10 protein-coding genes are annotated in these 12,677 nt (G+C 50.1%); 1 reads left to right on the top strand and 9 read right to left on the bottom strand.

Annotated elements, in window-relative coordinates; genetic code table 11:
- Window positions 1-5: 5 nt before the first annotated feature.
- Complete coding sequence (locus DYP60_RS02545; RefSeq protein ID WP_117329300.1) at window positions 6-854, bottom strand: sulfide/dihydroorotate dehydrogenase-like FAD/NAD-binding protein; 849 nt, start codon at window positions 852-854, stop codon at window positions 6-8.
- Between the two features lie 200 nt (window positions 855-1,054).
- Here DYP60_RS02545 and DYP60_RS02540 point away from each other — a divergent pair, with 200 nt between their 5' ends.
- Window positions 1,055-1,399, top strand: coding sequence for a cupin domain-containing protein (locus DYP60_RS02540; RefSeq protein ID WP_117329299.1), 345 nt, complete (start codon window positions 1,055-1,057; stop codon window positions 1,397-1,399).
- 80 nt (window positions 1,400-1,479) lie between these two features.
- Here DYP60_RS02540 and DYP60_RS02535 read toward each other — a convergent pair whose 3' ends face one another.
- The 8 genes from DYP60_RS02535 to purC form a co-directional block, all read right to left on the bottom strand.
- Complete coding sequence (locus DYP60_RS02535; protein ID WP_117329298.1) at window positions 1,480-1,905, bottom strand: Hsp20/alpha crystallin family protein; 426 nt, start codon at window positions 1,903-1,905, stop codon at window positions 1,480-1,482.
- Between the two features lie 261 nt (window positions 1,906-2,166).
- Window positions 2,167-5,802, bottom strand: a complete 3,636-nt coding sequence (locus DYP60_RS02530) for a phosphoribosylformylglycinamidine synthase (RefSeq protein WP_117329297.1) — start codon at window positions 5,800-5,802, stop codon at window positions 2,167-2,169.
- The gene (gene purD / locus DYP60_RS02525; protein WP_117329296.1) at window positions 5,774-7,072 is read right to left on the bottom strand and encodes a phosphoribosylamine--glycine ligase; all 1,299 of its coding nucleotides are present in this window, start codon (window positions 7,070-7,072) and stop codon (window positions 5,774-5,776) included. Before purD ends, DYP60_RS02530 begins: the two co-directional genes overlap by 29 nt.
- Window positions 7,073-7,075: 3 nt before the next feature.
- The gene (locus tag DYP60_RS02520) at window positions 7,076-8,236 is read right to left on the bottom strand and encodes a phosphoribosylaminoimidazolecarboxamide formyltransferase (RefSeq protein ID WP_338067790.1); all 1,161 of its coding nucleotides are present in this window, start codon (window positions 8,234-8,236) and stop codon (window positions 7,076-7,078) included.
- A complete protein-coding gene (purN, locus tag DYP60_RS02515) occupies window positions 8,237-9,526 on the bottom strand; it encodes a phosphoribosylglycinamide formyltransferase (RefSeq protein ID WP_117329295.1) in 1,290 nt (429 codons plus the stop codon).
- Entirely contained in the window at window positions 9,523-10,542 is a 1,020-nt protein-coding gene (purM, locus tag DYP60_RS02510; RefSeq protein ID WP_117329294.1) for a phosphoribosylformylglycinamidine cyclo-ligase, read from the bottom strand. The genes purN and purM overlap by 4 nt, the downstream gene beginning before the upstream one ends.
- 10 nt (window positions 10,543-10,552) lie before the next feature.
- A complete protein-coding gene (gene purF, locus DYP60_RS02505; protein ID WP_117329293.1) occupies window positions 10,553-11,938 on the bottom strand; it encodes an amidophosphoribosyltransferase in 1,386 nt (461 codons plus the stop codon).
- Entirely contained in the window at window positions 11,938-12,651 is a 714-nt protein-coding gene (gene purC / locus DYP60_RS02500; protein ID WP_117329292.1) for a phosphoribosylaminoimidazolesuccinocarboxamide synthase, read from the bottom strand. The genes purF and purC overlap by 1 nt, the downstream gene beginning before the upstream one ends.
- Window positions 12,652-12,677 lie beyond the last annotated feature (26 nt).

Raw genomic sequence — 12,677 nt, 5'->3', positions numbered from 1 at the left:
TGCCTCTATGCCTCCCCTTCGTTGATCTTCAGTCCAATATGGCAACGGTGATGCGCTTCTGCTTCCTCACTCTTATAGGTACCGAGTCGAAGCAACATATTGTCCCAATCAACCAGATGACCATCAAACTCAGGCCCATCGACACAGACAAATTTAGTCTCTCCACCGATGGTAACACGGCATCCACCACACATACCGGTGCCATCGATCATAATGGTGTTCAAGGATACGATGGTATGAATGCCATAGGGCTTGGTGGTAAGTGCAGCAAACTTCATCATGACGGGAGGCCCGATGATAACAACACAATCGGGCTTGTCTTCTTCACAAATCTCCTTCAGGGGGACTGTTACCAGAGCTTTTCTTCCATAGGAACCATCATCAGTTACCACAATCACCTCATCAGCGATTGCACGCATATCCTCTTCCATGATGAGGAGTTCTTTGGTTCTTGCGCCCATGATTACTGTAACTTCATTGCCTGCTTTCTTCATACCTTCCACAATGGGAAAGAGCGGAGCGACCCCTATCCCTCCGCCGACACACACAACCTTCCCATACTTCTTGATATCGGTTGGCTTACCCAGAGGCCCAAGAAGGTTCTGGATGGTATCACCAGGCTCAAGCAAAGCGAGACGATGGGTGGTCTCACCCACTGCCTGGAAAATCAAGGTGATGGAACCTTTCACAGGATCTGCATTTGCTATGGTCAGAGGAATGCGTTCGCCAAAGTCCCCACCCATTTGGAGGATGATGAACTGACCGGGGTGTCTTGCCTCTGCTATCTCAGGGGCTTCGATCTCCATCCGGAACACTTCCTTCGATAATCGTTGTTTTGCCAGAATCTTGTTCATGTCTTCTCCTCAGCATACTCTGGTGGCATATCGAAACCTTCCGACAAGAATGCAGGGTAGAATCTTGCATACTACGCGTGGAAAATATCGCTATTGCTGTCTTACTACGTGTATTTAGTATTCTTTTATCACTGTGAAGTGTCAAGTATGTCTTGCCCAACTCCCTAGGAGCTGGCACACTGACCACAGGAGAAGTAAAAATGATCAAAAAAGCAACAACCATGCAAGAAACCATTAAAAAGAACATGAGAGAAGGAACAGGACAGGTTGTTCTGAAAGCCCTGGCTGATGAAGGCAGTGTCGCCCATTGCAGACTCTTCTCCGAGATTCGTTTGGAGAAGGGCTGCAGCATCGGGGAGCACAATCATGTAAACGAAACTGAGTATTACTGGATAACATCAGGGAAGGGCATCGTTAGGGAAGTTGACGGTGACAAGGTAGTAGAGAAAGGGGACTTGGTCATTACCGGCGGAGGGGCTAGCCACGCCATCCGAAATGAGGAAGCAGAACCACTTACCTTCCTCGCACTGATCATTCTCGACTGACTCAGACGCAAGACAGCCTGCAGAAACCTGCAGGCTGTTCGATGCAAAGGGGTGGGTACTGTCTCTATACGGATACTTCCTTACTTAATCTTTACTTCAATGGTCTTGGGAAGTACTTCTTTCTTCTTCGGAAGCGTGATGGTCAAAACACCGTCAGCAAACTCACCTTCGATGTTTTCTTCATCGATATCCTCGGGAAGACTGAAAGAACGCTCAAACTTCTTGAAGTACCGCTCACGAACCAGACTCTTCTGTTTTTCATCAGCACTCTTCAGGCTCTGCTTGTCGCTGCTGATCTTCAGTACATGCTTATCGACATTGACATGAACCTCTTCCTGCTTGTAACCAGCAAGCTCAGCTTCGATTACATACGCTTTCTCGGTTTCATAGATATCTACTGGGGGAATCTTGCTGCGGTTGGTGCCCCAGTCAGCCCAAAGGTCATTGAACAAGGAATCGAATTCCGAAACAGGGTTGCTGTTGTTGTAGGATACGTAATATTTCATGTTGACACCTCCATGTGTTCATTGTGTTTCATTTCGTTACGCTAAGTATTGTGCAATCAACGTGCCAACTTTTCAGATTATACACAAAACTCTATATAAATATTTTTTATTTTGTTTTAATATATACATTTAATGAGGTTTTAAGCAAATAACTATTTCCTGTACGTTTCTCCCAGAAACGTAGCTTGTAACCGCCTTATGAGTCATATTGACACAACAGAGTGGTACATGCCTTCGTATTGTCACCATCTGACCCATTCCCTAGGAAAAATACCTGACAGCACCCCGAAACAGCCCAGCATCAGGAACTGCCGGGGTATTTGTATAGAGCTGGGTAACCACCCTCTCGCTGTGTGCCATTCTCCCAAAGACCTTTCCGTCTTTGCTGCTGATACCTTCGATTGCCCACAGAGAGCCATTGGGTGCAAGCGGATTTCCTCTCTCATCGACATATTGCGTTGCAATCTGGCCGTTCTTCTCAAGCCTTTTCAGTGTTTCCAACGGAGCAAAGAAATTTCCTTCCCCATGGCTGATAGGGATCAACCGGGTATCTCCTACCTGGTAGGCTCCCATCCATGGGGAGAGGACGGAGGAAACCCGGCAGTGAACCAGTGATGAGAGATGGTGCCCTTGGATATTCTCGATCAACAGAGGATCACCTGAACGGGGTTCTGTAATCGACCCATGTGGCAACAACCCAACTTGGAGCAAAGCCTGGAACCCGTTGCAAATCCCTCCCACCAATCCATCTCGGTCCCTTAGAAGCGCATGAATCGCCTTCTTGACCCGTGTATTGCGCAAGAATGTTGCTATCAGCTTGCCCGACCCATCTGGTTCGTCACTGGCAGAAAACCCTCCACTGAGAAACAGAACCTGGGACTCTGCCAACAGCTTTGAGAATTGATCGATGCTTGAAACTACCCGGTCTGGACTCATCGTATTGATTACAAAAATCTCCGGCTCCCCACCAGCGTACTTCCAAGCCCGCTCGATATCGTATTCACAGTTGGTTCCCTCAAAGACTGGTAGCAGAACCTTCGGTTTCTTCTTTGGATAGCGGGAGCGTGTCTCTATTCGCTTGCCATAGCCAAGCAGGGGAATCTGTCGTTCTTCTCTTACCGGTTTGATCGACCCATAGACGGAAGAAAGCGGAGAGAGCAGCCATTGCTCAACAGTAGCAAGATCCACAGAGAAACCAGGAAAGCGTATTTGTTCTGCTGTGATGGTCCTTCCGATGGGAATCCCTATCTGTCTGCTCATCGGATCCAGTTCCAGAAGAAATGCGCCATAGCGCTTTTTCCGCAGATCCTCTTGTGTCTCGAGCTCACAACCTATTCGGTTTCCCAATGCCATCTTGGCTACTGCTTCAGCTATCCCTCCATAGCCAAGTGCATAGGCACTGCGTGCTTGCACCTGCCTGACTTCTGCAAACAGCGCAGGCAGTCCCTCTTCCGTATCACAGGAGAACAACACCAGCTTTGAGCCCACCCGTTTAAACTCAGGGGAAACCAACCGATGTGCACTGGTCACTGCTACGGCAAAACTTACCAAAGTAGGAGGAACATCGATGTCCTGGAATGTTCCACTCATGGAATCCTTCCCTCCGATGGCAGCTACAGAGAAAAGCATTTGCGCCTTATAGGCACCAAGGAGTGCAGAGAAGGGAATCCCCCAACGGGCTGGATCTGATCCAACCCTTCCAAAATATTCCTGGAATGAGAGGTAGGACTCTTTCAGGTTCCCTCCACTTGCAACCACCTTTGCAAGGGAGTGGACCACAGCCCAGAAGGCACCGTGGTAGGGATCTTCACTCATCGCATATGGGTCATATCCCCAGGAAGCCAGCGTGGCAGTAGAGGACTCCCCTTGAGGCAGAGGAATGGTAGATGCAACACACTGAACCGGTGTTCTCTGGTACCTTCCTCCAAATGGATAGTGCATAGTCGTAGAACCGATGGTACTGTCAAACCGTTGAGCGAGGGGTTGCTTACTCGCTACATTCAGGTCTTCCAAAAGCATCTGCAAGGCTGATACATCAAATGAGGAGTCTGGATATTTCGCTGTACTGCTTGTTCGGGGGATCGATGCTGTTGCATGCTTTGCCGCCCCGTTGCTATCGAGCAGGCTTCGCTGTAGATCAACGAGTTTCTGCCCCTGGTACAGCATAACCAGGTGGGGATCCTCACTCACGGTTGCCACAACGGTTGCTTCAAGGTTCTCCTCTTCAGCCAGGCGGATGAATGCAGCCGCATCACGCTTGTCCACTACCATTGCCATACGTTCCTGGCTCTCACTGATGGCTCGCTCTGTCCCATCCAGACCTTCATATTTTACCGGAATCCTATCCAAGTCGATGATAAGTCCATCAGCAAGTTCGCCAATGGCAACACTCACACCACCAGCACCGAAATCATTGCATCGTTTGATCATCCCGATGGCATCGGGATTACGCATCAGCCTCTGCAGCTTCCGCTCCTCTGGAGCGTTTCCTTTCTGCACTTCAGCGCCACAGGATTCCAAGGATTGTGCATCGTGCTCTTTGGAGGAACCTGTGGCCCCTCCACACCCATCACGACCGGTCCGCCCCCCTACAAGCACAACCAAGTCTCCAGGAAGCGGCCGTTCGCGCCTGACAAACCGCTGGGGCACGCAGCCAAGCACAAATCCAAGTTCCATATGCTTAGCGCTGAAATTTGGGTGGTACACTTCCTCGACCAGGCTGGTTGCCAGCCCAATTTGATTCCCATAGGAGCTGTACCCCTGACTGGAGCGTTGGGCAATCGTCCGCTGGGGGAGTTTTCCTTCCATGGTCTGGGAGAGCGGGGTACGGGGGTCTGCACTGCCGGAGATCCTCATGGCTTGGTAGACATAAGCCCGTCCAGAAAGCGGGTCACGAATTGCCCCACCTATGCAGGTGGCCGCTCCACCGAAGGGCTCAATTTCGGTTGGATGATTATGTGTCTCATTCTTGAACTGAAGCAGGTAGGGTTCTTCCCCATTGGGAGTATTCACCTCAATTTGCACAGAGCAAGCGTTGATCTCCTCAGAAAGGTCCAGTTTGTCCAACTTCCCCTGTGCTCTGAGTACCTTTGCCGCTAGTGTTGCAAGATCCATCAAACTCACCGGATTGTCTCTTCCCAGTTGTTTCCTGGCCTCCAGATATGACGCATAGGTAGCGGCAATCTCAGGATCCTCAATGGTCACGGTATCCAGCTGTGTTAAAAATGTGGTATGCCTGCAGTGATCCGACCAATAGGTATCGATGACGCGCAGCTCCGTGAAGGTGGGGTCCCTCCCTATTGCAAGGAAGTGTTTCCGTACCACTTCAAGGTCTGCTGTATCCATGGCGAGCTGGTAGGCAGCTTTTGTCTTCTCATGATCGGAGGAAAAACGAAAACCGTGGAGCACAGGAGGATAGGAGGGGGGCTCTACATGCGCGGAGAGTTGCTCGGGAAGCAGGAAGGAAGCCTCTCTTGCTTCTACAGGATTAATGAGATAGGTCCGAATCTTTTCTTGCTCCTCTGCCCTGAGAGATCCTTCGAAACTATAGACGGTGGCACATCTGATATTCGCCTCCGTCTCATTCTGCAAGAGCAGTCGCAAGGACAGTTGCACTGCTTCAGCTCTCTGATCAAATTGTCCTTCATGCATCTGTACCGCTAGATTCCAATCAGAGGCAGGAATCTCTGAGAGTAGCTCATCTCTTCCCGGCAATATCAGGATACGTTCGCACAGCATCCTGAACGTCGCTTCCTCAAGGTGTTCCACATCGTAGCGATAGTATATACGTAGCCCTTCCAGATTTTGTATGTCAAGAAACTGAGACAACTCAGCAGACAGTGCCTGCTCTCTCTGGCGAAACTCACGCCTACGGGTTATGTACACACGACGAACCATGCTCTTCCTCCTGCAATGCTCTCTTTCCGATATCCTGCCGGTATTGTTTCCCTTCATAGGAAATGGCATCCACTGCCGTATATGCAACGGTTATTGCTTCGTGCAGAGATTTCCCTGTTCCAACCACATGGAGAACCCTGCCTCCATCAGTTACCAACTGACCGCTTTTGTCATAGGACGTTCCCCCATGAAAAAGGGAAACCCCCTTTGGAAGATTGCCAATGGTTATAGCTTTTCCCTTCTCATACGCAATTGGGTACCCTCCACTGGCAAGTGTCACGGAGCAAGCTGATGCCTTCTTGCTTACCACTTGGACCTTATCAAGGGTTCCATTTCTGCAAGAGAGCAGTAGTTCCAGTACATCCCCATCCAAGAGGGAGAGAGCCACCTGGGCTTCAGGGTCACCAAAGCGGCAGTTGTATTCGATCACCACAGGACCTTGCTGGGTGAGCATGAGACCAAAAAAGAGACAGCCCACAAACGGACTGCCTTCTCTCATCAGTGCAGCAATGGTAGGAAGCACGATGCTTTCCATACAACGAGCGGCTATCTGCTCAGTGTAGAAAGGGTTGGGGGCGATAACACCCATACCACCGGTATTCGGTCCCAGGTCCCCATCGTAGGCGCGCTTGTGGTCCATGCAACTGACCAAAGGCTTCATATGTATTCCATCAGTCAAGACAAGCAGGGAAACCTCCGGCCCACTGACAAATTCCTCAATCACCACAGTCTTTCCACTGGAAGCAAAGATTTTTTGTACCATCATTGCCTGTAGAGCCTGCTCAGCTTCTTCAAGTGTTTCTGCGATGATTACGCCTTTACCCAAGGCAAGCCCATCGGCTTTGACCACCACTGGAAAGGAACAATGGGAAAGAGAGTCCCGTGCTGCATCAATATCAGTGAATACCTGATAGGAAGGAGTGGGAATATGATTACGCACCATGAAGGCCTTGGCAAACGCTTTACTTCCCTCAAGTTGACTTGCCTGCTTGCTCGGCCCAAAGCAAGGTATGCCATGTGCTTCCAACACATCAACAAGACCACTGACCAAGGCCTCATCAGGGCCTATGACAGCGAATTCAATCGCATGCTGCAGTGCAAATTCAGTGATGCCTGCGTGGTTGGAAAGAGAGAGGGGAACCATGGTTGCAAGGGAAGAGATTCCTGCGTTTTGCCCGATACAGTACAGCTCCGTTGCCAACTTGCTTTTTGCAATCACTGTCACCAAGGCGTGTTCACGGCCACCTGAACCGACGATGAGGATACGCATCGCTTAGTGATGGAACAAGCGTATCGCATTGCACACCATCAGGATGCCATGCTCATCGCACGCCTTGATCACTGCATCGTCACGCAGGGAACCTCCACTTTGCACAATGTAGGAGACACCGCTCTGTACAGCCCTCTCGATATTGTCACTAAACGGGAAGAATGCATCACTTGCAAGACTCACATCGGTACAGGATGCAATGATATCCTGCTTTTCCTGTTCTGTGAGTGGAGGCACTTCCTCACTGAAATAGTGCTTCGGGTCTTGGATCTCGGAGCGCAGATACGCCTCCACTGCATTATCCTTCTCATTCCTGCTTAAGGTGGGAAGGAAAGGAAGGTCAAGCACTCGTCCCGATTGACGAAGATGCCAGGCATCGGCCTTATCTCCTGCAAGCCGGGTACAATGGATTCTGGATTGCTGTCCCGCTCCCACCCCTATGGTCTGTCCACGCTTGGCAAAACACACCGAATTTGATTGTGTGTACTTCAATGCATTGAGTGCAACAAGGAGATCGAGACGAGCTTCCTCAGGCAAATTCTTGTTCTTTGTAACAATAGGTTCCAGGACTGATGCATCCAACACTACTGTATTCCGCTCTTGTGTGAAGGTTATGCCATACACACTTCTTGTTTCAAGCAAAGGAGGCTCATATGTGGAATCAATCTGCAACACAACATACTTGCCACCTTTCTTCTTCTGCAGCAAGGCAAGCGCTTGGGGGTCATAGGATGGAGCGATGACTCCGTCAGAGACTTCCCGCTTGATGATTCGTGCTGTTTGCACATCACAGCGGTCACTGAGGCTGATAAAATCCCCGAATGAGGACATTCGGTCGGCACCACGGGCACGCACATAGGCAGTGGCAAGAGGAGAAAGCTCTTCATCCTCACCGATGAAGTACATCTTTCGCTCTGTTTCATTCAACGCAAGAGAGACGGCCGCACCTGCCGGACTGACGTGCTTGAACGAGGCGGCTGCGCTGAGTCCGGTTGCCCCAGAAAGTTGACTGACCAGCTGCCATCCATTGAGCGCATCCAATAGGTTGATGTATCCTGGGCTTCCGCAAAGCACCTGCAAGGGAAGATTTCCTGCTTCCATACTGATCCGTGCCTGTCCTTGGTTGGGATTGCACCCATACTTCAAATCCAAATAATCCACCATCTACCTCCCCTTCTCTGCATTGATCAAAAACAATTCAAATGAACCTACCGAAAGATTTGTTTCGCGGACACAGAGTGCTACCCGATACGATTCATCAAGGTTATCCCAGATTTGGTTTGCAATCTCCGCCCCCGACCCTTTCAGTACCACCTGCTTTGGCTTCCCTGCAAAAGGAGCGAGTGGGTCTTTCTCACCTTCATAGGTGTGGATGAGATGTCCCTCTCCCTTTGTTGGTTGTGGAAACGAAAACAAAGCCCTTTCACACTCCCCTTTCTTCCTCCTCAGGATGGAAAGTGTGTACGCTCCTCCACCTGACAGATCCACCAAGCCGCTGATACGGCTGGTATAGTTTGGGGCATCGGGCTCATAGGTGCGGCTCTCCAGCGCCTCTTCCATCCCCTTGCCTTCAGCAAGGTAGGTGAGGATTGTATCACTCTGGTCTCCGTTGGAGACAACAAGTTGCTTTTCATACGTGTCCATTGCGCGGTAGATAATCAAGGAAGGATCCTTGACCAAACGCTCATCAATCGCCTCGGTCCTTACGGTTCCGGACTCTGCAACCAGACGACGATTCTTGCTGTGTTCGCTACGGGCGGTGATGAAGTAGGCAACAATGCTCTTACCTTCATCATTCAATCCACATATAATACCCCTCCCAGGATACCGTTGTGCCTGCAGTGCTGTGTTCAAATTCATTTCATGCTCCAATAGCTGACAATAGTGCTCCACGGTTTCAGGAAGCAATTTCCACTCGATAGTCTCCAGAATCCGCTTCCCCAGACTTTCCGGCGTATCATCATCCTGTACCTGTAGTGCTCGCTGTGCGAGTATAGGACCGGCATCAGCTTCATCACTGACAATGTGCACGGTTGCCCCGCTGAGTTTCACCCCACGTGCCAAGGCAGCCTCGTGTACACGTCTGCCATAATACCCTTTTCCACAGAAACTGGGTATCAAGGAGGGGTGGATATTAAGAATCCTCTCAGGGTACTGTCTCACCACATTGCCACCGAGAATTGTCAAAAAACCTGCTAAAACCACCAAATCTATCCGGTAAGCACTGAGCAAATCCAAGAGCTCACTCTCAAACCGTGCCGTCTTGAGCTGTTTCTTGTCAAGGGCAACCGCAGTGATCCCCTTCTGTTTTGCACGACGCAAGGCTGGTACATCATGCTTGTCGCTGACGACCAGAACTACCGTGCCATGCCTGAGCAACCCTGCATCAACAGCATCAAGCATGGCCTGGAGGTTGGTACCACTCCCGCTTGCCAGTACAGCGATGCGAATCATGCAATCACTACCTTAGCTGAATCTGTCACCTCTCCCAGCACCCATGCATCAGGAATAAGGGAAAGCGCAAAATCCGCGTCTTCCTTGTCGATGGCAAGCACCATTCCCACCCCCATATTGAACGTGGCATACATGTCATCATCTGGGATTGAACCTGTGCTCTGGATAAGGCTGAAAATCGGTTTCTTCTTGATGGATTCTTTCTTAATCGCAGCCCCTAGCCCAAGGGGAAGCATTCTTGGGATATTCTCATAAAAACCTCCTCCGGTAATGTGGCTGGCCCCCTTTATGGTAATCTGCTTTGCTAGTGCAAGCACCTGTGAAACGTAGATGCGTGTTGGCGTGAGCAATTCTTCGCCCAGGGTACAGCCAAGCGATTCATACCAGTGAAAGAGCAGTGAAGGATCTGCATCAAGGCTAAAGACCTGCCTGATCAGGGAGAATCCATTGGAATGCACCCCAGAGGAAGGGAGAGCAAGCAGGCAATCCCCAGGTTTGATAGTACCAGGGTCGAAGATTTTTTCTTTTTCTGTCACGGCAACACAGAACCCTGCCAGGTCATACTCTCCTTCCTGGTAGAACCCAGGCATCTCGGCAGTCTCCCCACCGATGAGGGCACATCCGGCCTGCCTGCACCCTTTGGAAACCCCTTTGACAATCTGTTCCACTTTCAGTGGTGAAAGGAGACCTAAGGCAATGTAATCGAGAAACAAACGAGGCTTAGCACCACAGCAGATGACATCATTGACGCACATGGCAACACAATCGATGCCTACTGAATCATGGCGGTCGAGGGCAAATGCAATCTTGAGTTTGGTCCCTACCCCGTCAGTCCCACATACAAGAACAGGATGGGGGGTGTCCTCCAAATCCAGTTCAAAAAGCCCGGAGAATCCGCCAAGATCTGAGCGTACCCCATCAATCATGGTGGTGGCAACATGCTTCTTCATCAGCTCTACTGCTTTGTAGCCACGCCTCACATCCACTCCAGCCTCAGCATATCTTTGTGTTTGCATATCTTGACTCCTATGCCTCTTTCGGACAGGGGTATTCACCGGTAAAACATGCTCGGCAGAACCCTATGCCCGGATGATCTGAAAGCTTTATCACTTGGTCAGTGGTAAGAAACCCAAGTGAGTCGACACCGAGTATTGTTTCCATGGATTGATGATCATGGTTGCAGGCAAAGAGATCTTTCTTTGAGTCGATGTCAGTGCCGTAATAGCAGGGAAATAGAAAGGGTGGAGCTGAAGAGCGCAAATGAACCTCTTTTGCCCCGGCTTCCCTGAGCAATCGGACAATTCGCTTGCTCGTAGTCCCTCTCACGATGGAATCATCAATCAAGACCACACGTTTCCCCCGTACCGTGGAGCTAATCGGATTGAGCTTGATCCGTACCGTACTCTCCCTCTCTCCCTGCTCGGGTTGGATAAAGGTCCTTCCGATGTACTTGTTCTTGATAAATCCAATTCCATAGGGTATCCCAGACTGTCTGGAATACCCTATTGCAGCATCAATCCCGCTATCTGGCACTCCAATGACCACATCTGCCTGAGAGGGATGCTCCAAGGCAAGGAATGCACCACTACGAATTCTGGCTTCATGAACGCTGATGGTATCTATAACACTGTCGGGACGGGCAAAATAGATGAGCTCAAAGACACAAAGACTCGTAGCAACGCTTTTGCAATGCGATGTGTTGGAATGTATTGTTCCATCCTTTCCATCAATGATGCAGATTTCCCCAGGTTCAATATCCCGAAGGAACTGTGCCCCAACAGCATCGAGTGCACAACTTTCGCTGGCAAACACGTAGCCATCTTCCAGTTTGCCGAGGCACAGTGGGCGGAAACCATGGGGATCACGTACCGCGATGAGGGAGTCTTCATTCATCACCAAAAGGGAGTAGGCTCCTTCCACCTCATCCATGGTCTTGGACAGTGCATCTTCCAGGCTTTGGCAGACCAGGCGATGGCTGGTAAGGATATGGGCAAATACTTCGGTGTCACTCGAGGAGTGAAAGAGTGAACCTTTCAGTTCCAAGGTACGACGAAGCTGTGTATCATTGGTCAGATTCCCATTGTGAGCCAGGGCTAGGCTTCCCAGCATGTGGTGGAAAATCAACGGTTGGACATTTTCCGGGCTTCTCTCTCCACTTGTCCCATAGCGGGTATGGGCTATGGCCATCGTAGTTGTACCAACGGGTAGCTCAGGGGGGTATGCAAATACGTCGGCAACCAAACCCACGTCCTTGGTGACACTCAACACTCCATCACAGTTGAAGGCAATCCCACACCCCTCCTGTCCCCGGTGCTGCAGAGCATACAGACCTTTGAAGCATGCTTGATTGACAGCAACAGAAGAGGGACTGTAGATGCCGAATACACCGCAAGCCTCATTGAGAGATGTCATCAGGCATCTCCCATCAGTCGTGACAATAGTTCTTGGTACGCTGCCTCGACATCGCCAAGATCCCTTCTGAAGCGATCCTTATCCAGTTTTTTGTTGGTTTTTGTATCCCAGAACCTGCAAGTATCGGGTGAAATCTCATCGCTGAGGAGCAACTGCCCACTTGAGGTCATTCCAAACTCCAGCTTGAAATCGACCAAGGTAATTCCCAAGTCCCTAAGATAGGAGCATAAAACCTCATTGATGCGTAAAGCATAGCTGGTTATCTGCTGTACCTGTTCGTCCGTTGCCAAGGAGAGAGCCTTGATATGATACATGTTCACCATGGGGTCATCAAGATCATCCCTCTTATAACAGAACTCCAGGACGGGAGTTGCAAGATGCACACCTTCCTCCAAGCCTAGACGGGAGGAGAGTGAACCGGCTGCAATATTCCGTACGATCACCTCCAGAGGTATGATCGTTACCGCTTTGACCAAGGTATCGGTTTCACTGAGTTGTGTAACAAAATGAGTTGGGATACCCTCCCCCTCCAATAGTTGCATCATATGATTGGTGACCTTGTTGTTAATCGCCCCCTTGCCAAGTATCGAGCCTCGCTTCTTTCCATTGAACGCCGTGGCATCATCCTTGTAGGAAACGATGTACAAATCTTTGTCATCAGTCTCATACAACCGCTTCGCCTTCCCTTCATAGAGCATGGTTCGCTTTTGCATCTGTGTCCTCTCCTATACAAAAGAGC

It is taken from the genome of Sphaerochaeta halotolerans (genome assembly GCF_003429665.1).
GTDB lineage: Bacteria > Spirochaetota > Spirochaetia > Sphaerochaetales > Sphaerochaetaceae > Sphaerochaeta > Sphaerochaeta halotolerans.
The sequence above is the reverse complement of the archived record's forward strand: the minus strand, read 5'-3'. Positions and strand labels throughout refer to the sequence as shown.

Coding starts and splice junctions, on each gene's coding strand:
- DYP60_RS02520 (WP_338067790.1), bottom strand. CDS start 8,236: ATGGTGGATTATTTGGATTTGAAGTATGGGTGCAATCCCAACCAAGGA.
- purD (WP_117329296.1), bottom strand. CDS start 7,072: ATGCGTATCCTCATCGTCGGTTCAGGTGGCCGTGAACACGCCTTGGTG.
- DYP60_RS02545 (WP_117329300.1), bottom strand. CDS start 854: ATGAACAAGATTCTGGCAAAACAACGATTATCGAAGGAAGTGTTCCGG.
- purC (WP_117329292.1), bottom strand. CDS start 12,651: ATGCAAAAGCGAACCATGCTCTATGAAGGGAAGGCGAAGCGGTTGTAT.
- purF (WP_117329293.1), bottom strand. CDS start 11,938: ATGACATCTCTCAATGAGGCTTGCGGTGTATTCGGCATCTACAGTCCC.
- DYP60_RS02535 (WP_117329298.1), bottom strand. CDS start 1,905: ATGAAATATTACGTATCCTACAACAACAGCAACCCTGTTTCGGAATTC.
- DYP60_RS02540 (WP_117329299.1), top strand. CDS start 1,055: ATGATCAAAAAAGCAACAACCATGCAAGAAACCATTAAAAAGAACATG.
- DYP60_RS02530 (WP_117329297.1), bottom strand. CDS start 5,802: ATGGTTCGTCGTGTGTACATAACCCGTAGGCGTGAGTTTCGCCAGAGA.
- purN (WP_117329295.1), bottom strand. CDS start 9,526: ATGATTCGCATCGCTGTACTGGCAAGCGGGAGTGGTACCAACCTCCAG.
- purM (WP_117329294.1), bottom strand. CDS start 10,542: ATGCAAACACAAAGATATGCTGAGGCTGGAGTGGATGTGAGGCGTGGC.